Source organism: Nitrosomonas eutropha (assembly GCF_003201195.1).
Classification (GTDB): domain Bacteria; phylum Pseudomonadota; class Gammaproteobacteria; order Burkholderiales; family Nitrosomonadaceae; genus Nitrosomonas; species Nitrosomonas eutropha.
The window spans coordinates 1-20976 of record NZ_QICQ01000006.1 but is presented as its reverse complement, the minus strand read 5'-3'; the positions used below and the strand labels follow the sequence as shown (position 1 = coordinate 20976).

The following is a 20976-nucleotide window of genomic DNA, read 5'->3' as shown; positions in this document are numbered from 1 at the left end:
TACCCGGCGTATTATCCAAAAATCAGAAGAAAAAAGTAAAACAGGCAGATTCATAAACAGAAATGAAAGATCACTGGGATTGCAAATTTGCCAGGACCATATCCCCCATTTCCACGGTACCTGTTCTCCTTAAGCCTGTTTCATAAATGTCCTCGGTGCGATAACCTTGTTTCAGTGTTTTCTGAACAGCGCTTTCAATTCGTGATGCAGCTGTCTCCTCATTAAAAGAATAGCGCAGCATCATCGCTGCGGACAAAATAGTCGCCAGTGGATTGGCAATATTTTTACCGGCTATATCCGGCGCAGATCCATGAATAGGCTCATACAGACCCCTGTTTCGGTCATCCAGAGAGGCTGACGGAAGCATTCCAATTGAACCCGTTAGCATGGATGCTTCGTCTGATAAAATATCGCCAAACATATTGCCCGTAACGATTACATCAAATTGTTTAGGGTTACGTACCAGTTGCATTGCTGCATTATCCACCAGCATATGCGAGAGCGTAACATCCGGATAGGATTGTGCAGTTTCTGTTACCACATCACGCCATAATTGCGTACATTCCAGAACGTTCATTTTATCTACCGAGCATAATCTGCCACTTCGCCTGCGTGCTGCCTGAAATGCAACATGAGCAATACGCCTGATTTCTGATTCAGAATAAATCATTGTATTAAATCCCACTTTCTGCCCATCTCTGTATTCGATACCTCGCGGTTTTCCGAAGTAAATATCACCGGTTAATTCACGTACAATCAAAATATCTAACCCGGTCACAATCTCCGGTTTCAGAGTCGATGCATTTACCAGCTCGGGATAGAGTACTATCGGCCGCAGATTGGCGAACAGGCCAAGTGTCTTACGAATAGCCAGCAGCCCTTGCTCTGGCCGTTTTTCGCGAGGCAGATTGTCGTATTGAATTCCGCCCACTGCCCCAAGCAATATGGCATCGGCTTCAACAGACAGTTTACGTGTTGCCTCCGGAAAAGGCTTTCCTGTTGCATCTACTGCACAACCACCCAGTAAACCGGGCTCCAGCTCGATTTTTAATCCTTCTTGTTTAAAATAAAGCAGCACGCGCTCGGCTTGTGCCACAATTTCAGGGCCAATACCATCCCCTGCCAACAATGCAATTTTCATACACTCAACCTGCCTTCATTTCTTGTTACAAAAATAGCCAAGGCTGCTCATTTCTTCGATTTATCTCAAATTTTCTGATTCTGTCGGCATGCTGCAGAGTTAAACCAATCTCATCCAACCCGTTAAGTAAGCAATGTTTACGGAAATGATCAACCTCAAACCAGTAAGTCTCACCGGATAGAGCCATCACGGTTTGTGCTTCCAGATTAATTTCCAGTTGATAACCATCCACTGTCAGAGCATCCCTGATCAATCTGTCAACAACAGGTGACTCCAGTACAATTGGCAACAGACCAATCTTGAAACAGTTATTGTAAAAAATATCAGCAAAACTTGGCGCAATAATTACAGCGAAGCCGTAATCCTGCAAAGCCCAGGGAGCGTGTTCTCTGCTGGATCCGCAGCCAAAGTTATCGCGTGTAACAAGAATTTTAGCCCCTTGATAGCGTGATTGGTTAAGTATGAAATCCGGATTAAGTTGACGCGATGCAGCATCTTTTCCCGGTTCACCATAATCAAGATAACGCCATTCATCGAACAGGTTCTGGCCAAAACCTGAACGCTTGATTGATTTCAGAAATTGCTTGGGAATGATCGCGTCTGTATCAATATTTGCACGATCCAGCGGTGCAACTATCCCCCGAAGCTGTTCAAATTTTTTCATTCCATTTATTTAGCAGTTCTTTCAATGGCTTCGCCACCACGCTGAACATCCTTACCAAATCCTTGCATCGTATTACAAGCAGTCAGCTGCGCAGTAATTATCAGCAGCAAAGATAATGCGAACAGTGTTTTCATCACCAATCTCCTATATAAATAATAAACTCTGTTTAATGGGCAAAAGAGCGTACATCAACAAAATGACCAGATATGGCAGCCGCAGCAGCCATAGATGGGCTAACCAGGTGCGTTCGGCCGCCAGGGCCTTGCCGCCCCTCAAAATTTCGATTGGAAGTCGAGGCACAGCGCTCTCCAGGCAATAATTTGTCATCATTCATCGCCAGGCACATTGAACATCCAGGTTCACGCCATTCAAATCCTGCCGCTTGAAAAATTCTATCCAGCCCCTCTGTTTCAGCCATCGATTTGACCAGACCAGAACCAGGAACCACCATAGCCAGCTTAATATTAGGGGCAATCCGTTTTCCTTTGACAATTTCTGCTGCTGCACGCAAATCTTCTATACGGGAATTGGTGCAAGAACCAATAAATATTTTATCCAGTGCTATGTCCTGTATGGGCGTTCCTGGCTTAAGTCCCATATATTCAAGCGCATGTTCAATATTATGACGCTTGATCGGATCACTGATATCTGCAGGGTCTGGCACATATCCATCAATCGTGGTTACCATTTCCGGTGAAGTTCCCCAGGTTACCTGAGGCTTGATGTTCTCTGCCTTTAATTCCACAATATGATCAAAAACAGCATCCTCATCACTTTTCAATGTACGCCAATACGTAACCGCCCGATCCCATAAATCTTTCCGAGGCGCAAAAGGTCTTCCCTTAATATAATTGATCGTGACGTCATCCACTCCAATCATCCCCGCACGTGCGCCTGCCTCGATCGCCATATTGCAAAGTGTCATCCGGCCCTCCATGGATAGGGATCGAATCGCATTACCAGCAAACTCGATAGCGTGTCCTGTACCACCCGCTGTTCCTATTTCACCGATAATAGCCAATGCAATATCCTTAGCTGTTACACCCTGACCAAGATTTCCTTCAACTTTGACCAACATTGTTTTGGATTTTCGGGCAACCAGACATTGTGTCGCTAAAACATGCTCAACCTCAGATGTGCCAATGCCGAACGCTAAACACGCAAACGCCCCATGAGTACTGGTATGAGAATCCCCACAGACAACAGTCATGCCGGGTAGTGTTGCGCCCTGTTCCGGCCCGATCACATGTACAATTCCCTGACGTTCATCATCCATCTTGAACTCGGTAATTGCAAATTCCTCACAATTTTGACTTAGTGTTTCGACCTGTAAACGAGATATCGGGTCACTGATACCACTACTCCGGTCAGTTGTAGGGACATTGTGATCCGCCACCGCCAGGATAGAATCAGTACGCCACGGCCTGCGTCCCGATAGCTTCAAATTTTCAAAAGCCTGAGGGCTGGTTACTTCGTGCACCAAGTGGCGATCAATGTAGAGTATCACCATGCCATTTGGATCATCCGATTCAGCATGAACTACATGACCATTCCAAAGCTTGTCGTATAACGTTTTCATTTTCAATATGATTACCTGTTTTTACAGGCGTAATTATCCCATAAAGCCTGTCTAATTAACAAATTACCGGGCAAATGAAAAATCTCCCGGCAGTAAATTTTTTTCAATATATCTTTCAGAAAGATAAGGAAGTCTTTTAGAATCTATCAAGCGCAAATCAGTTCGCTAAATACAGAATCAGGATAGGGGTGGCCGGACTATTTGGCCATGCTCATACAGTTGCGCAAAGCAACGGCTGATGAAGTAAATCCAATACGACCTACTGTTTCATCAGCTCATTGGAGCGTCGATAGATAATGCAGTGTGGGACAGAAAAGAATTATGGTATCGCCGAATTTATCGGGTACTGACAGGAAATGAAGTTATTCCACATGTTGCGCAAAACACCACCAACTACCGCTCTACTTGTATCGGGCGAGATTGCCGCTAGTGAGAATAATGCGATTTCCTGACACATATAAGGTACAAGCACAAACTAGCGGATGAAGAAATACACCTCACCAGCCCGCTAGACATTAAACAGAAAATGCATCACATCACCATCCTGTACGATGTAATCTTTACCTTCTACACGCATTTTACCTTTTTCCTTCGCGCCAGCTTCGCCGCCACAAGCAATAAAATCGGCATAGGAAACAGTTTGCGCACGTATGAAGCCTTTTTCAAAGTCGGTATGGATGGCTCCTGCTGCCTGCGGAGCGGTATCTCCCCTGTGTATGGTCCAGGCACGCACCTCCTTCACGCCAGCGGTAAAATACGTTTGCAGGCCAAGCAGATCGTAACCAGTACGAATCAGGCGATTGAGGCCGGGCTCTTCCAGCCCCAAATCCGCTAAAAATTCCTTTTTATCTGCTTCGTCGAGATCGGCCAGCTCGGCTTCGATCTTGGCGCACAGCGCTACGACTGGTGCATTTTCTTTTGCTGCGTATTCACGTAATCGATCAAGATGTGGGTTGTTTTCGAAACCATCTTCCAGCACGTTGCCTACATACATGGCCGGCTTGATTGTCAGCAAACATAATGACTTGATGATTTCTCTTTCCTCGTCTGAAAGCGGAAAAGTGCGCGCTGGCTGACCCTGGTTAAGGTGTAGCACCAATTTTTCAAGCACTGCAACCAGTTTGCTCGCTTCCTTATCGCCGGATTTCATTTTTTTACTATCACGCACAATGGCTTTTTCCACGGTGGCGAGATCGGCCAACGCCAGTTCGGTCAGGATAATTTCAATATCGGCAAGCGGATCAACTTTCCCCGTAACATGCACGACGTTCGGATCATCAAAACAGCGCACAACATTAACAATAGCATCTGTTTCACGGATGTTGGCAAGAAACTGGTTGCCCAGTCCTTCTCCCCTGGAAGCGCCTGCAACCAGCCCGGCAATATCAACAAATTCCACGATAGCAGGCTGCACACGCTGCGGATTAACGATTTTACTCAGCTCGGCGAGGCGTGAGTCGGGAACCTCAACTATGCCAACGTTGGGTTCAATAGTGCAAAACGGGTAATTTTCCGCAGCAATGCCCGCTTTGGTCAGTGCATTAAACAAGGTAGATTTGCCGACATTGGGCAAACCGACGATTCCACATTTCAAGCTCATAATCCGGTTTCCATCAATTTCCTGAATGTTGCGTAGAGTACGCTGCTTGTTTTGTCAGTTTTCCTGCCGGGTATGCAATTGCTGCATGGCTGCTGCAAAATTTCCTCGGGCGATTAGTGGCCACACTTGTATGCTGTGGTCTATTGCCTCATCAATCAGCGCCGCTTCTTCTCTGCGCGGGAGGTGTAGCACATAATCCACTACCTGATTTCTGTCCCCCGGATGCCCCACGCCAATCCGCAAGCGCCAGAAAACCTGAGTGGAAAGATCAGCAACGATACTTTTAAGGCCATTGTGCCCCCCGGTCCCACCACCGGATTTCAGCTTGATAATACCGGGTTGCAAATCCAGCTCATCGTGGACGACCAGTATCTGCTCGGGTGTTATCTTGTAGTAACGACACATGGCCCCCACCGACATACCGCTGGCATTCATGTAGGTTTGCGGCTTGAGCAACCAGATATCTGTATCGGATTGAACAATGCGTGCACACAATCCCCTGAAACGGATATCCAGCGCAAAAGAAACTCGCTGCGCATCAGCCAAACGATCCAGCCAATCAGAACCGATATTATGGCGGGTTGAGGTATATTTATCGCCAGGATTGCCAAGGCCGACCACCAACCTTATGGGTAGTTCCATAACTCAGTACAGTCCCGACAACAGATGACTCAACAAAAAGTGAAGTGAATTTCAGAATAGCAAGAATTACGCCAGAGAAATTCTCTGGCGTACATCAGACAAAATCAGGCAGATTCTTCGCCGGACTCATCTGCAACTTCCCCGCCACGCGGCATAATAAGAGTGGAAACCGGCTGATTGTCACCCCTCAACAGAGCTGGTATTTCAACATTTTCCGGCAACTTCAAATCGCTCGTGTGTAGTATGCTACCGGCTGTCATTTCCGATAGATCCACTGTAATAGACTCAGGTAAATCTTTTGGCAAGCAGGATATTTCAATTTCAGTCGCTACATGGCTGATCATCCCGCCTGACAATTTGACCCCGGGTGCAATGTCAGCATTGATGAAATGCAGCGGTACTTTTACATGTATTTTCTGATCCTGTCTGATCCGCTGAAAATCAATGTGCAGTACTTGCTGCTTGAACGGGTGCATTTGCACATCACGTAAAAGTACCTGTTCCTTTTTTCCATCCACGTTAATCGAAAGTATCGATGCATGAAAAACATCTGTTTTTAGTTTGTAGTACAGATCTTTGTGATCAAGATCTATCGGTTGCGCGGTACCGCCTCCTCCGTAGATGACACCCGGTAATCTGCCCTGGATACGCAGGCGGCGATTGGCACCGGTTCCATGTAAATTACGACTGTTAGCGCTTATCTCAATTGGCATTCTATTCTCCTGAAAACAGCCCATCACATCCGTGAACAGACCTTAAAATTATCTTATTCTATAAACAACGAACTCAGTGAACTTTCATTACTTACCCTAAGCATGGATTCACCCAGCAAACTAGCCACACTTAACTGCTGTATACGGTTACATTTGCTGGCATCTTCTCTTAAAGGGATTGTATCTGTTACCACCAGCTTATCCAGATCAGAATTCTGTACACGCTCTACCGCCTTGCCTGACAAAACTGCATGGGTTGAATAAGCAATCACGCTAGCCGCACCTTCCTGTTTAAGTGCCGAAGCTGCTTCACATAATGTATTTGCTGTATCCACCATATCGTCAATAATTACACAGGTACGCTCTTTGACGTCGCCGATAATGTTCATGACCTTGGATTCATTTGGTTTGGGGCGTCGCTTGTCGATAATAGCCAGATCACATTCCAAACGCCTGGCCATATGACGAGCTCTGACAACGCCACCCACATCAGGAGATACCACGATCAGGTTCTGATAATCATGCTTCCAGATGTCTCCCAACAGTGTAGGAGTGCCATAAATATTATCCACAGGAATATCAAAAAAACCCTGAATCTGATCAGAATGCAAATCCATAGTCAATACTCTATCAACACCAACGCTGGTCAACATATTTGCCACAACTTTAGCTGTAATAGGCACTCGTGCAGAACGAGCTCTCCTGTCCTGTCGCGCATAGCCAAAATAGGGAATCGCTGCAGTAACGCGGCTAGCTGATGCGCGTTTTAGTGCATCAACAATCACCAGAATTTCCATCAAACTGTCGTTGGTTGGTGCACAGGTGGATTGCAATACAAAAACATCGTTACCTCTGACGTTTTCAAGTATCTCCACCATAACTTCGCCATCACTGAAGCGCCCTACGGTCGCACGCCCTAAATTGATATTCAGGTATTTGACCACATCATGCGCCAGCTTAGGATTGGCCGTTCCGGTAAAAACCATCAGGCTATCATAGGACATAGGTAACTTTTACTTCTGGTTTAAAAGATGACACAGACAGATTCGGCCACTTGCGCCACATTTGACATAATAATGGCAGATTCACTGAGATTTGGCTGGGGAGGTAGGGATCGAACCTACGAATGCCGGAATCAAAATCCGGTGCCTTACCACTTGGCGACTCCCCAAAAAATATTCTAAAAATCCGACAAAGGATGTCTTGCAAGCCCTGGTGCGATAAAACCACTCATACTATCAGGCAATTGTCTGAGTACCTCTCGCGCAGCAGATTCGGAAGGAAACTCTGCAAACACACATGATCCGGAACCGCTCATTGCCACTTTTGTTGATCCATGCCGCCCTTTTAACCAATCCAGCCATTCGGCGATAACAGGCTGCAAACGCATCGCGACAAGCTCAAGATCATTATGTCCCTGCGCCATGGAAAAGGCCGCCATTTTGATGGGAATCGTGTTTCGTGTCAACTCCCTGCTGGCAAAAACTGCCGCTGTGGAAATCGGAGCAGGTGGCGTCAGAACGACATACCATGCGGGTGGCAAGTTAATCACCTCCAGTTTTTCACCAACTCCTTCAGCAAATGCGTTCCTGCCATAGATAAATATCGGAACATCAGCGCCCAGTTCCAGCCCCAATGCCATCAAACGTTCTCGCCCCCAGTTAATTCCCCACAATCTGTTCAGAACGATTAATGTTGTAGCAGCGTCAGAACTTCCCCCCCCCAATCCTCCTCCAAGTGGAATATTCTTGCTCAGATGAATTCCGACTCCGAGCATTTCTTTACCGGATCTCTTCTGCAGTAGTTTTGCCGCCCGAACACATAGATCATCCGTATCTGTCAGGCCGGGAACCAGATTCAGGTGTCTGATAACGCCATCATTGGTAACATCAAAGCCCAGTTGATCTGAATAGCCGATAAAACGGAAAACTGTCTGCAGCAAATGGTAACCGTCATCTCGCCGTCCGATTACATGCAAAAACAGGTTAAGTTTAGCCGGTGCTGGAAACGTGTTCATACCCTATATGAGAATTAAAAACTGTTACGGCAGCTTCCTGTCCACTCCAGTAACGCCCTTTGCCTCTTTTTCCCATTGATCAACAATCAGCTTCATCTTTACATCCATTCTACTGAATTCCAATAACCTGGGCAAAGCCGGAACAGTTGGTTGTTCCGGGTAGTAACTCTGGTAGGCAATATTCCATCCATCCTGCCGAATTGCTACAGTGCGATTATTCCTATTCAGATCCTTTTCAGCAATGGTGCCCGGATAATGTTCTCCGCGTACCCAAAATTGCAAACCAGCAAGAGGAAGCTCCCAGCCCAGTACCTGGTTGGTAAGATATTCCGCACTTTGCGCCTGATAAATTGCTGGCTCGGAAGTTGTCAGGCGAACCCCCGTCTGATCCTGGAGAATTTCTGCAACAACTTGTCCAAGAGGAGAAAACAAATAAATCTCATCGCGCTGCCTGGTATGTCGCCAGCGTATCCCGCCTGAAAATTTCTGCTGCTTGGCATTCACTACCAGCCTGCCGGTAAGTACAAAGGGCTTTCCTGAAGTATCAATCTGTTCATGCACAGGCTGAATAACAACCGTTATTACCTCAGCACGGTGAATTTCAGGCCCGGCACATCCGGCTAAAATCAGAATCACACCCAGAATCCACTTCCCACATCCAGCTCTACTGGCATTCAAACCGGGAAAGCAGAAAAGCACAACGCAAATCATCTCAAGAGATCTGGCAGCCAGCCCCCTGCAAAAAATTCCTGACGAATTTCAGTCATCTAAAGCGCATTCCGGATCATATCTTGTTGAGTATTCCGGGGATTTTGTGTATCCGGTAGAGTAATATTCAGCTCCAGCGTTTCCTGATTGTCATCCTGTTCAAATTTTACAGATATAGCATCCTGATCCACCTGTACATATTTCCGGATAACCTGCATCAGTTCTTCCTGCAACTGCGGCAGATAGGATGGCTTATTGCGATAATAACGCTCATGAGCAACAAGGATCTGCAACCTTTCCTTAGCAACCGAAGCCGTTTTAGATTTAGATGATTTAAAATAATCCAGTAAGCTCATTATTTACCTCCAAACAGCTTTCTGAAAAACCCTTTCTTGCTATCGATAAAACGAAGGGGCTTTTTTTCACCAAGATAACGCGCAACCACATCTGCATAAGCCTGGCCGGCATCGCTTTTTTCGTCCAAAATCACAGGGATTCCCGAGTTTGATGCATTCAATACTGACTTGGACTCTGGAATAACACCAAGCAAGTGCAATGACAAAATCTCCTGCACATCTTCCAGACTCAACATTTCGCCCGATTCAACCCTGTCCGAATCATAACGTGACAGCAGCAGGTATTCCTTGATTGGCTCCATGTTCAACTCAGCCCGGCGCGATTTGCTCGCCAGTATTCCCAGCATGCGATCTGAGTCCCTTACGGATGAAACTTCTGGATTGGTCACGACAAACGCATCATCCGCGTAATACATAGCTAGATAGGCACCTTTTTCGATACCTGCAGGTGAATCACAAACAATATATTTAAAATCTTTGGAGAGCTCTTCCAGCACCCTGCCCACCCCTTCCAGATTCAGCGCATCTTTATCACGTGTCTGTGATGCAGGAAGAATATAAAGCTGATTGCAATTTTTGTCCCGGATTAATGCCTGATTAAGATTTGCCTCACCATTAATGACATTGACAAAGTCGTATACTACGCGGCGTTCGCACCCCATAATTAAATCCAGGTTACGCAGACCAACATCAAAATCAATGACAGCAGTTTTATGCCCTCTTTTTGCCAGCCCCATGGCAATAGCAGCACTGGTTGTGGTTTTGCCAACCCCTCCCTTCCCAGATGTTACAACAATAATTCTTGCCAATTGAATCTCCTTCTCAGAAATATTTTTAGCTTAATTCTTGGATGATCAATGCTTGGTCCCGTAAATAAACCTGTACCGGCTTCTTCCTGGAAATCTCCTTCAAATCTTCGATAGTCTTATAAATCCCCGCAATCGATACCAGCTCCGCCTGCAGATCCAGGCAAAAAAGTCTTGCCTCAATATCTCCCTGCACACCAGCTAAAGCACGCCCTCTTAATGTGTTGTAAATATGGATATTGCCTTCGGCCATAATTTCCGCACCGGCGCTGACTTGTGCCAGAATCACCAGATCACTGGCAGCGTAGACACGCTGACCTGAACGTACCGGCTGAGTAATCATCATCGCTGGAGCATGAACTGCATCCCTGATTACAGCCTGAAATTCAGGAACGGCATCGTCCTTTTTTTGTACTTCAGGCAAAACAGGGTTACTACGGCTACGGCCAGAGTCAACCGGAACAGCCAACGCCAATGCCTGCTTTTCCTGCAGCGGATCTCCACCCCTGATCCCGACAGGAAACAGACTCAATTGGCGAAGGCGTGATATAAGCGCTGCGACATCAATTTCCATGTCATTTTCATTCAACTCGCTTAAATCAAACAACACAGGAGAATTTCTGAAAAAGCCGGGAGCGCTCGCAATTTTCTCCTGCAATCGCTTGCTGATCATTTCCATGTCATTGCTGTAGAGAACCAGGATTGGCACAAAAGAAGTGGCGCTCCTGAAATCTAAGATAGAAGACTGATTCATATTAGCAATTCCTCAGCCTCGTACAAAACCGGCTATGATGCAAAGACATGTGAAAAATGGAATTATGCAAGATAACCCGGGGCCGGATATAAAAAGCATTATTATACCTTTCAATCAAACGGAATAAACTGGTTTGATCAGATATCCGACAAATTACTTACAGTCTGAACAAAACAATGTAATGCGGAAAGATAGCCGCACGAATCTTGCTACAGAGGGTTTGTCTAAATCAAAGCTTATTACTCATCAGCCAAGAAAAATATGAAACCCTCAATCCCGTTTCGCCTCCTGCTTTGCAGCCTGCTCTTCCTAGGTGCATGCACCAGCATGCCGACGGATATCAGAAATTTTGCGGCTACAGACATCCCCTATCAACTGATCAATCAAAGCATTGATACCTATAAGAATGCTCCGATCCGCTGGGGAGGCACAGTTATTGAAGTGGAAAATGAAGCCGATTCCAGCCTGATGCAGGTACTTTTTTATCCACTTGATCGTAATGGATACCCACAAACCAACAAACTCGGAGAAGGGCGTTTTGCTGTCGAAACCAGTGAATTCCTGGACCCGGCAATTTTTGTCAAAGGAGCGGAAGTGACTATCACCGGATCAGTAAAGGGGGGTATTGAGCGCACAGTTGGAAACAAAACCATACATATCCCGCTCATTACAGCCAAGGCCATCCATCTCTGGTCGCAGGCTTATCGGGAAGATAATATGTACTGGAACAGCAGATACCGTTACGGACCTTATCCCGGCTATTACGGGTATCCCTCTTTCTACAACGGCTATTACAGACCCTACAGATTATGGTGGTAATACCACGCTATTCTTGCTCCATTCATCTCGGTGAGCATCAATATAAGCCATATCAGACTGGAAGTGACAAAGACCAATCGCCAGATGGTAGCCGGATTGTATTCGATCTGATATAAAACCACATTGATCTGTATGCGGAAATTACTCAATCTGACAGGGATCAGTTTGCTGGTTCTTATTACCATTCTCGCGGGAGCCATTTATCTGGCTGTCGATACCCGACCGAAGATAGCGAGAGAAATCTCTATCACACCAGAACAAATTGCACGTGCGAAAAGTATTCTTGATACCCATCGCTACCAGGTACTTCCCGGCACATCCGCTACAATTAGAATTCTGCCGGATGATATCGATAATGCACTGAACTATTTGGCTTACCATCTCGGACGAGGGTATGCACAAATCACGGTGCATGACAAAACTGCACAGGTTCAATTAAGCCTGCCAATCCCGTCGGAAATAATGGATGGTTATTTAAACCTACGGGCCACGTTGACTGAAATAAACGGCCTTCCTGAATTCAGCTCGATCAAGATTGGAAATCTGTATATCCCGGGCGTATTTGCCAACTTGCTGTTTGAAAAATTTCTGACATGGCTGCAAATCACCAACCCCGACATACGCGCCGGAGTAGATGCCTTCAGAAAACTGCAGTTATCCCGCAACGAGGTAATCATCACCTATTACTGGAAGGGATGGGGTATTAACAATACCAGCCATTCATTAATCAATCTCCCTTTTTTCGATCAACAAGCACTGAACAGATTACTGCGCTATCACCTTTTTCTCAATGAAAAGAACCGCCGACAGGTTTCACAACCGATCCCATTGTCTGAAATACTGGCACTCATCATGCGAGAAACCATCCGCCATGCACCACATGAAAACGTGCTGGAGGAATTTCGGGCTGCAATACTGGTAACAGCATTCCATGTTATACATGTTCCGTTCAAGTTGATTATTCCGGAAGCTGCCAATTGGCCGAATCCGGTCAAAATCAATATCACGCTGGACGGGCGCAGTGATCTTGCCATGCACTTCATGGCTTCTGCTGTCATTACCGCCTATTCGGACACGATACTGTCCAATGCAATTGGTTTATACAAGGAGCTGGAAGACGCACGTTCCAGTAGTGGATTCTCTTTTAACGACCTCATTGCAGATCGCTCTGGTACGCGCTTTGCTGAAAAAGCCATGGCCAGTCAGGATTCTGCACGCAGAATGCGCAATATAATCCTGTCCGGAATTCGTGATGATGATCTCATTCCCCAGTGGTCCGACTTGCCTGAACACATGTCTGAAAGTACTTTTAAAGCCCGCTTTGGAGCCATCAATGATCCCAGATATCACAAAATCATGGATGAAATCGAGCGGCGTGTTGCTTCCCTGAAATGGTTGCATTACTGAATTTCGGCAATCCCTTTTTCAATACAAACAAAAAAACTACACCAGTCAGATCATATATCTGCTGAAAAAGATAAGACACAGCGTCTCTATATTTATACCGTGCATAACCCCGGCTCTTCCCTTTCTTGGATTTGGGGTAGGGATGATATAACATGACGCAGTTTTTACTTACCAACCAACCATGCAATCTTCCGCTCCATGATCCACCATGAGCCGAAATACAGGCAGTATCAAATGTTATCGACTTGTGAAAGCAGGCATCTCTAGTGAAAATCGTTATTCTGGGAGCAGGTCGAGTCGGATCAACCGTAGCTGAAAGTCTGGTCAGCGAATCTAATGATATAACCGTCGTCGATCAGGCAAGAAGCAGTCTCACGCCGCTGCAGGAGCGACTAGATTTACGCACGGTCATCGGCAGCGCCTCTCACCCTAACGTCATGATCCAGGCAGGCATGGAAGACGCCGACATGATGTTGGCACTTACCGGCAGTGATGAAACCAACCTGGTTGCATGCAAGCTGGCCGCCAGCCTGTTTAATACACCCACCCGGATAGCCCGCATCCGGACCACCGATTATCTGGATCACCCGGATATATTCTCGAAGGAAAATTTTTGTGTCGATTTTGCAATTTGTCCGGAACGAATCCTGACCCAATACATAGAGAAGCTGATCGAATTCCCGGGCGCATTACAAGTACTGGATTTTGCCTCTGGCAAAGTCAGCCTGGTCGCGGTAAAGGCTGTTCGCGGAGGGCCGCTGATCGGGCGTCATCTGAAAGAACTACGCCAGCATGTCCCAAATCTGGAAACTCGCGTCGCAGCAATTTTTCGCCACAACCACTCGATTATCCCCGAGGGCAGCACCATCGTCGAAGAAGGAGATGAAGTATTTTTCATCGCCTCTTCTCGTGATATTCGGGCTGTCATGAATGAATTGCGCCGCATGGATAAACCTGTCAGACGAGTGATGATTGCTGGTGGTGGCAGAATCGGCCGACGTCTGGCTGAAGTATTGCAACAGTCCCATCAGGTACGGATTATCGAACGGGATATCAAAGTATGTGAATCACTGACTCAAAGCCTGCATAACGTACTGATTCTGCATGGCGATGTTACCGACGAAGAATTATTGGAAAGTGAAAATATCAGCGAAATGGATATTTTCTGCGCGCTGACCGATAGCGAGGAAAACAATATCATGGCTGCCCTGATGGCCAAACGAAAAGGAGCACGCAAGGTAATTGCACTGATCAACCGCAGTATTTATGTGGATTTGATGCAAGGTAGCGGAATCGATATTGCCATTTCACCCGCACAGGTCACGATCGGTTCACTGCTGGCTTACGTTCGCCAGGGGGATGTAGCGGTGGTGCATAGCCTGCGGCGCGGTGCAGCAGAAGCTCTGGAGCTGGTAGCTCACGGCGATGCTAGTTCTTCTCGGATAGTTGGCCGCAAAATCGAAGAGATCAAATTACCCAGAGGAACCACCATTGGTGCCATCGTACGCGGCCTACCACCTAGGGATGTTTATCACCAAAAATTATCTGAAATAGAAGAAAATAGCGTTTCTGATCAATGGAATCAGGCTACGGTGATCATCACACATCATGATACGGTGATCGAGCAGGACGATCACGTCATTCTATTTGTCGTCAATAAAAAAATGGTGCGACAGGTTGAAAAATTGTTTCAGGTCAATGTTGGTTTTTTGTAATCGCATACTATGAAATATTTCCTGTGAATCACTTCCTTGCGGTAGCCAATATCCTGAGCAGGGTAATACTAATGTTCGGGCTGGTTTTGCTGATTCCCTGTGGCGTTGCCTACTGGATGAAAGATGGATCATTGCCTGTCTTTCTCGAAACTTTATTCATCACACTGGGATGTGGCGTAACAATATGGCTGCTGACATACCAGTTTAAACGTGAGTTGCAGATTCGGGACGGATTTCTGCTGGTTGTACTGGTCTGGCTGTCACTACCTGTGTTCGGAATGCTTCCCTTGTTCTTTTACTTTCCAGAACTCGGCGTTGCCAAGTCATATTTTGAAGCTGCTTCCGGCCTGACTTCAACCGGCGCAACAGTATTGATGGGGCTTGATGAATTTCCATACGCTATTAACCTTTGGCGCTGTCTCATGGCTTGGATAGGCGGGATGGGACTAATCGTACTGGCAGTAGCGATTCTACCCATGCTCGGTGTCGGGGGAAGGAAGCTTTTTAGTGCAGAAATCCCCGGGCCAATCAAGGAATCCCGACTGACACCCAGAATCGCGGAAACAGCCAAGCGCTTATGGCTGATCTACGCTGCTTTGACTGTTGCCTGCACAATTGCCTACTGGCTGGCTGGAATGACCACTCTCGATGCCATTGCTCACGCTCTGAGCACACTAGGCCTAGGGGGATTTTCTACCCATGATGCCAGTTACGGATACTGGGATTCTCCATTGATCGAAGCCATTGCAATACTGTTCATGCTGATTGCCGGCATCAATTTCTCAGCACACTTTGTTGCCTGGCGTGCCAGAAATTTTTCCGCTTACCGCGCTGACCCGGAAGCAAAACTGTATATCTTGATCACGCTAAGCAGCTGCATCGGCATAACCGGTTTTCTCTGGACCAAAGGTATTTACACGGACCCCCTGGTTGCTCTACGTTATGCTGCTTTCAATGTGGTCTCCGTTGCCACAACCACTGGCTACAGCAACACTGATTATGCCCTCTGGCCAATTTTCGCTCCGCTCTGGATGCTATTTCTATCCGGCTTCTGCACATCCTCAGGCTCGACTGGCGGTGGTATCAAAATGATCCGTGCGCGCATCCTGTTTCAGCAGTTCTTTCGTGAAATGATTATCATTATGCATCCACGCGCAGTTTCTCTGGTTAAAATTGGTAAAAACATTGTCGCCAATGAAATTATTTTTGCCATCCTGGCATTTTTATTCGTCTATCTGACCAGCATCGTGCTGATGACACTGGCACTTACACTGAGCGGCCTAGACGAAATTACTGCTTTCTCGGCCGCTGTTGCCTGTCTGAATAATCTAGGAGCAGGGTTGGGGAAAATCGGGCCATCTATGAACTATGCTTCATTGAATGATTTTCAAATCTGGCTGTGCAGTTTTGCCATGTTTCTGGGCAGATTGGAATTTTATACGCTGATGATTGTTTTCACCCCCGCCTTCTGGCGGAAATAAGGCTGACAGAATATTCAGACCGAATTGAAGCAACCGATAATGCGTTATTATAATAAGGAAAAATAAGCCTGTAGTTAAAAGGAAAGTTGGACAAGAACGAGCTCTGGCATACAAAATGAAAACCTTGCGAGAGACCTTGAAAACAGGGAGAAATTGTGACTGAAATGGAAAATGATCTAGCAGGTATCAAAGTGATGGTGGTTGATGACAGCAACACCATTCGTCGGAGCGCTGAAATTTTTCTTGCGCATTCAGGTTGCGAAGTAATCCTGGCTACAGATGGATTTGATGCAATGGCCAAGGTTATTGATTATCAACCAGATATCATCTTTCTGGATATTGTTATGCCACGACTGGATGGTTACCAGGCTTGCATGCTGATCAAGAAAAACCCCAGATATCAATCCGTGCCGGTTATCATGCTATCCAGCAAAAGTGGATTATTCGACAGGGCGCGCGGCAGAATGGTCGGCTCTGACGAATACCTTACCAAGCCGTTTACTAAAGAAGCACTGCTCGACACAGTCCGGAAACATACATCAAAAAATAGAGTACCAGCCTGATCCTGGATTCTGATTTTTATAGACTTATGCTACAACTGGTTTCCCCGTTTTCCATACTCTTGTCGTAATGAAGGCCAACCCGCCTCTGGCGTGGCATCCTGTCCCTGTTTCCGCTCCTGTTAATCTCCGCTGGTGGCTGATGCACCAGGAATCCCTCACTCGCCTGCTTCAGGCACATTGTGAGCATTTCCGTGTTGAACCTGTTTTTCAGACACTGGCAACGGCATGCATCGACGAACTGGAAGTCATGAATCTGCGCAGACAAAATCAGGTATTGGTACGGGAAGTTTACCTGCGTTGTAATGAAACACCGGTTGTATTTGCCCATTCGATCGTTAAAAAAGAACATTTACGAGGAGCATGGCGCGGGTTAAGCCGTTTGGGTAATCGATCATTGGGCACTATGTTGTTTACCAACCCGCTAATACAGCGCACTCCTCTTGCCTTCAAGAAACTGAAACCGCACCACCCATTATTCGAGCGTGCCTGCAAACAACTGCAGATGCGCCCAATCAATCTCTGGGCAAGGCGCTCGTTATTTATCCTATTGCGGCAGCCGATACTCGTTACAGAAGTATTTCTGCCTGCAATCCACCAACTATAAATCGATAAAATACTCTATCCCGGCCGGCTCAAACAGGCTGGAATACTTTACTGACCTGGTTTTTATGACTTTTATAATATGACTTTCAGTGAACGATTTTCTGCATACGCCAGGCTGACCCGGCTGGATAAACCAATTGGCATCCTGCTACTGCTGTGGCCAACATTGTGGGGGCTGTGGCTAGCAGCCGATGGTATGCCGGATCCAATGATTCTGGTAATCTTTGTGCTCGGCACGATCCTGATGCGCTCTGCTGGTTGTGCTATCAATGATTTTGCCGATCGAAAGATCGATCCTCATGTTTCTCGAACCCGTAACCGCCCACTGGCAACTGGCATCATCAGCTCTCGCGAAGCGCTGCTAGTTGCTGCTGGGCTAAGTTTGTGCGCCTTTTTACTAATTCTACCGCTCAATCTCCTGACAATCCTGCTATCCGTACCCGCCCTGCTCCTTGCCATCTCCTATCCGTTTACCAAACGCTTTTTTGCCATGCCTCAAGCGTACCTCGGCATAGCGTTCAGCTTTGGCATTCCCATGGCATTTGCGGCACAAACGGGAACTGTTCCACCGCTTGCGTGGCTACTGGTATTGGCCAATCTGTTCTGGGTTATTGCTTACGACACCGAATATGCACTGGTAGATCTGGCAGACGATCTAAAAATTGGCATCAAAACTTCTGCCATTACGTTTGGACGGTTTGATGTGGCGGGTATTCTGCTGTGCCACATTACCTTCCTGAGTATTCTGACTTATGCGGGAATATTGCTGCAGCGCGGTATCTGGTTTTATGGCGCCTTACTGGTGGCATTGGGCCTGGTTATCGTTCAATACACCATGATCCGCAACCGTGAACCTGCCCGTTGTTTCCAGGCATTTTTGCATAACAACCGGGTTGGAGCAGTCATATTCGCGGGTATATTGCTGGATACACTGATTTGAGTTGATCAACCAATCTCACCACGAATCTGGCTCAATGCTGCGCTGCACCAGCGTACTCTGTTTAATTCATTCACAAAAACTGGATCTGTTTTATGAAATATAACGATCTACGCGATTTTCTCGCACAGCTTGAGCTTCGTGGAGAATTGAAACGTGTTGACATTGAAGTTTCTCCCCATCTGGAAATGACGGAAATCTGTGATCGCCTGCTTAAACAGGCCGGTCCGGCAGTGCTGTTTGAACGACCGGCTGGGCATACTATTCCAGTATTGGGTAACCTGTTTGGCACCCCGGAACGAGTGGCGCTGGGCATGGGACAGACATCCGTTTCTGCCTTGCGTGAAGTGGGAAAACTACTGGCTTACCTCAAGGAACCCGAACCCCCAAAAGGGCTACGCGATGCATGGGACAAACTGCCGATATTAAAGCAGGTGCTCAACATGCCTCCCCGGGAATTGGCCAGCGCTCCCTGCCAGGAAATAGTGTGGGAAGGCGCTGATGTCGATCTGAGCAAACTACCCATTCAAACCTGCTGGCCGGGCGATGTGGCATCACTGATTACCTGGGGACTTACAGTCACACGCGGCCCGCATAAATCCAGACAAAATCTGGGAATTTATCGACAACAGGTCATTGCTCCCAACAAGGTAATTATGCGCTGGCTGGCACATCGCGGTGGCGCGCTGGATTACCGTGATTTTTGTCAGATCAATCCCGGGGAACCCTACCCTGTTGCGGTTGCGCTGGGTGCTGATCCTGCAACTATTCTCGGTGCAGTGACCCCCGTTCCCGATAGTTTAAGCGAATACCAGTTTGCCGGCTTGTTACGTGGCGCAAAAACTGAAATCGTCAAATGTCTGACGCATGATCTGCAAGTCCCCGCCAGCGCGGAAATTGTGCTGGAAGGCTATATTTACCCGAATGAAACGGCATTGGAGGGGCCTTATGGCGACCACACCGGCTATTACAACGAGCAGGAAACCTTTCCAGTGTTTACTATTGAACGGATCACCATGCGCCGCGATCCGATTTACCACTCCACCTACACTGGCAAACCACCGGATGAACCGGCCATTCTTGGCGTCGCCCTCAATGAAGTATTCGTACCATTGTTGCAAAAACAGTTTACCGAGATTACCGATTTTTACCTGCCACCAGAAGGCTGTTCTTACCGGCTGGCCGTAGTCAGTATGAAAAAACAGTATCCCGGCCACGCCAAGCGTGTCATGTTCGGTATCTGGAGTTTTCTGCGCCAGTTCATGTACACCAAGTTCATCATCGTGACCGATGACGATATCAACATCCGCGACTGGAAAGAAGTCATCTGGGCGATAACCACTCGAGTTGATCCGGTACGCGACACTCTGATTGTGGAGAACACTCCGATTGATTATCTTGATTTTGCCAGCCCTGTATCCGGGCTCGGCAGCAAAATGGGACTGGATGCCACTAACAAATGGCCAGGCGAAACATCCCGTGAATGGGGTCGCGTCATCGAAATGGATGCGGCCGTCAAAGCCAGAGTCGATCACCTCTGGCAGCAATTGCTATTTTGACCATTCAGCCGTAGAGATGGAACTACAGCTCCCTTCACTCCCCGAAAAAGTAGTCGGACTTCATAATCAGGTCTGCGCAAACTGTAATCTACCGAGTATGTGAATGTGCCCCATGTTTTCCATGAACATCTTGTGCACCCTGCTCGCCGGATTGCTGGACAGTACCAATTTGATAGATAGCATGACATGCGGTGCACCGTCCCAACGCCTTGCTCAATTGCTGCAACGTATGCTTGGTATCCTTCCCGGATTCTGCATCCTGTGCAATTCTGTCAAAATCCTGATGCATGCTCATACCCATCAGCATAAACTGTTCGGGCAGGATTTTATCCATATGTCCTTCCATTTTATGCGGCATTTCCACCCCAAGCGAACGAGCATGACGCGCGACAGCCACCCTGTCATCCTGCGCAAGCGCCTCTAGAATGGCACCTGTACCGGTTAGTAGCATACGCATTTCACCCAGCAGATGATTGCGCTGCATTTCATTCAAAGGTAAAATCTGGCGCTGATCAACGCCATCGGCCATGGCAGTCGTCATAATAAAACCCAAAGCAAATATAAAAATCTTCTTCAAATTGACCTCCTTATTTTTTACAGTGCTGGCTGAAAACACATCATTTTCGTCATATCGCAAACATTAGTAAACACTCCAAAGAAATAAAACACACCGCTTATTGCTCCCTGTATCAATCTGGTTTATCCTTTACGGCCCGCCAAGCAAGAAAATCAAAAGGAGAAGTGACCGAGTGGCTGAAGGTGCACGCCTGGAAAGCGTGTGTACGGTAATACCGTACCGCGGGTTCGAATCCCGCCTTCTCCGCCAAAGATATAGCAATTAATGCCCACCGTCAACAAACAAACCCGCACAAATACTTAATCTAGCAGCATATCTAGTCATTCATTGGCAAC

General features: G+C 47.0%; 22 protein-coding genes and 2 tRNA genes. 9 read left to right on the top strand and 15 right to left on the bottom strand.

Features of this window, described 5'->3' with window-relative positions:
- Nucleotides 1-70: 70 nt before the first annotated feature.
- The 14 genes from leuB to minC all read right to left on the bottom strand — a co-directional run bounded on the left by leuB (nucleotide 71) and on the right by minC (nucleotide 10980).
- Nucleotides 71-1141, bottom strand: a complete 1071-nt coding sequence (gene leuB / locus C8R14_RS03375; protein ID WP_011634222.1) for a 3-isopropylmalate dehydrogenase — start codon at nucleotides 1139-1141, stop codon at nucleotides 71-73.
- A 25-nt stretch (nucleotides 1142-1166) separates the two neighbouring features.
- Nucleotides 1167-1805 (bottom strand): 3-isopropylmalate dehydratase small subunit, encoded by a 639-nt coding sequence (gene leuD, locus C8R14_RS03370; RefSeq protein WP_011634221.1) that lies wholly within the window; start codon nucleotides 1803-1805, stop codon nucleotides 1167-1169.
- 5 nt (nucleotides 1806-1810) lie between these two features.
- On the bottom strand, nucleotides 1811-1939 hold the full coding sequence (locus C8R14_RS03365; RefSeq protein ID WP_041353474.1) for an entericidin A/B family lipoprotein: 129 nt from the start codon (nucleotides 1937-1939) through the stop codon (nucleotides 1811-1813).
- Nucleotides 1940-1971: 32 nt separating this feature from the next.
- A complete protein-coding gene (gene leuC / locus C8R14_RS03360; protein ID WP_011634219.1) occupies nucleotides 1972-3384 on the bottom strand; it encodes a 3-isopropylmalate dehydratase large subunit in 1413 nt (470 codons plus the stop codon).
- 508 nt (nucleotides 3385-3892) lie between these two features.
- Nucleotides 3893-4984, bottom strand: a complete 1092-nt coding sequence (gene ychF / locus C8R14_RS03355) for a redox-regulated ATPase YchF (protein ID WP_011634218.1) — start codon at nucleotides 4982-4984, stop codon at nucleotides 3893-3895.
- Nucleotides 4985-5038: 54 nt separating this feature from the next.
- A complete protein-coding gene (pth, locus tag C8R14_RS03350; protein WP_011634217.1) occupies nucleotides 5039-5626 on the bottom strand; it encodes an aminoacyl-tRNA hydrolase in 588 nt (195 codons plus the stop codon).
- 104 nt (nucleotides 5627-5730) lie between these two features.
- Nucleotides 5731-6339: a 50S ribosomal protein L25/general stress protein Ctc gene (locus tag C8R14_RS03345; protein ID WP_011634216.1), complete on the bottom strand. Its 609-nt coding sequence runs from the start codon at nucleotides 6337-6339 to the stop codon at nucleotides 5731-5733.
- 53 nt (nucleotides 6340-6392) lie between these two features.
- Nucleotides 6393-7343, bottom strand: a complete 951-nt coding sequence (locus C8R14_RS03340) for a ribose-phosphate pyrophosphokinase (RefSeq protein ID WP_011634215.1) — start codon at nucleotides 7341-7343, stop codon at nucleotides 6393-6395.
- Between the two features lie 92 nt (nucleotides 7344-7435).
- Nucleotides 7436-7510, bottom strand: a tRNA-Gln gene (locus tag C8R14_RS03335).
- 9 nt (nucleotides 7511-7519) lie between these two features.
- The gene (gene ispE, locus C8R14_RS03330; RefSeq protein WP_011634214.1) at nucleotides 7520-8356 is read right to left on the bottom strand and encodes a 4-(cytidine 5'-diphospho)-2-C-methyl-D-erythritol kinase; all 837 of its coding nucleotides are present in this window, start codon (nucleotides 8354-8356) and stop codon (nucleotides 7520-7522) included.
- 24 nt (nucleotides 8357-8380) lie between these two features.
- On the bottom strand, nucleotides 8381-8992 hold the full coding sequence (gene lolB, locus C8R14_RS03325; protein ID WP_242500224.1) for a lipoprotein insertase outer membrane protein LolB: 612 nt from the start codon (nucleotides 8990-8992) through the stop codon (nucleotides 8381-8383).
- 131 nt (nucleotides 8993-9123) lie between these two features.
- Nucleotides 9124-9420, bottom strand: coding sequence for a cell division topological specificity factor MinE (gene minE, locus C8R14_RS03320; RefSeq protein WP_011634212.1), 297 nt, complete (start codon nucleotides 9418-9420; stop codon nucleotides 9124-9126).
- Nucleotides 9420-10229, bottom strand: a complete 810-nt coding sequence (gene minD, locus C8R14_RS03315) for a septum site-determining protein MinD (protein ID WP_011634211.1) — start codon at nucleotides 10227-10229, stop codon at nucleotides 9420-9422. Before minD ends, minE begins: the two co-directional genes overlap by 1 nt.
- A gap of 25 nt (nucleotides 10230-10254) precedes the next feature.
- The gene (gene minC, locus C8R14_RS03310; RefSeq protein ID WP_011634210.1) at nucleotides 10255-10980 is read right to left on the bottom strand and encodes a septum site-determining protein MinC; all 726 of its coding nucleotides are present in this window, start codon (nucleotides 10978-10980) and stop codon (nucleotides 10255-10257) included.
- 261 nt (nucleotides 10981-11241) lie between these two features.
- Here minC and C8R14_RS03305 point away from each other — a divergent pair, with 261 nt between their 5' ends.
- The 8 genes from C8R14_RS03305 to ubiD all read left to right on the top strand — a co-directional run bounded on the left by C8R14_RS03305 (nucleotide 11242) and on the right by ubiD (nucleotide 20064).
- Nucleotides 11242-11799: a Slp family lipoprotein gene (locus C8R14_RS03305; protein WP_041353473.1), complete on the top strand. Its 558-nt coding sequence runs from the start codon at nucleotides 11242-11244 to the stop codon at nucleotides 11797-11799.
- A gap of 132 nt (nucleotides 11800-11931) precedes the next feature.
- A complete protein-coding gene (locus C8R14_RS03300) occupies nucleotides 11932-13206 on the top strand; it encodes a YfiM family lipoprotein (RefSeq protein WP_011634208.1) in 1275 nt (424 codons plus the stop codon).
- Between the two features lie 266 nt (nucleotides 13207-13472).
- Nucleotides 13473-14921: a Trk system potassium transporter TrkA gene (trkA, locus tag C8R14_RS03295; protein ID WP_011634207.1), complete on the top strand. Its 1449-nt coding sequence runs from the start codon at nucleotides 13473-13475 to the stop codon at nucleotides 14919-14921.
- Nucleotides 14922-14992: 71 nt separating this feature from the next.
- A complete protein-coding gene (locus C8R14_RS03290; RefSeq protein WP_011634206.1) occupies nucleotides 14993-16402 on the top strand; it encodes a TrkH family potassium uptake protein in 1410 nt (469 codons plus the stop codon).
- Nucleotides 16403-16566: 164 nt separating this feature from the next.
- Nucleotides 16567-16965, top strand: coding sequence for a response regulator (locus C8R14_RS03285; protein ID WP_011634205.1), 399 nt, complete (start codon nucleotides 16567-16569; stop codon nucleotides 16963-16965).
- Between the two features lie 67 nt (nucleotides 16966-17032).
- The gene (locus C8R14_RS03280) at nucleotides 17033-17569 is read left to right on the top strand and encodes a chorismate--pyruvate lyase family protein (protein WP_041353471.1); all 537 of its coding nucleotides are present in this window, start codon (nucleotides 17033-17035) and stop codon (nucleotides 17567-17569) included.
- Nucleotides 17570-17647: 78 nt separating this feature from the next.
- Nucleotides 17648-18508: a 4-hydroxybenzoate octaprenyltransferase gene (gene ubiA, locus C8R14_RS03275; RefSeq protein WP_011634203.1), complete on the top strand. Its 861-nt coding sequence runs from the start codon at nucleotides 17648-17650 to the stop codon at nucleotides 18506-18508.
- A gap of 92 nt (nucleotides 18509-18600) precedes the next feature.
- Nucleotides 18601-20064, top strand: a complete 1464-nt coding sequence (gene ubiD / locus C8R14_RS03270) for a 4-hydroxy-3-polyprenylbenzoate decarboxylase (RefSeq protein ID WP_011634202.1) — start codon at nucleotides 18601-18603, stop codon at nucleotides 20062-20064.
- A gap of 88 nt (nucleotides 20065-20152) precedes the next feature.
- Here ubiD and C8R14_RS03265 read toward each other — a convergent pair whose 3' ends face one another.
- Nucleotides 20153-20641: a hypothetical protein gene (locus C8R14_RS03265; protein ID WP_242500222.1), complete on the bottom strand. Its 489-nt coding sequence runs from the start codon at nucleotides 20639-20641 to the stop codon at nucleotides 20153-20155.
- A 158-nt stretch (nucleotides 20642-20799) separates the two neighbouring features.
- Here C8R14_RS03265 and C8R14_RS03260 point away from each other — a divergent pair.
- Nucleotides 20800-20890, top strand: a tRNA-Ser gene (locus tag C8R14_RS03260).
- Nucleotides 20891-20976 lie beyond the last annotated feature (86 nt).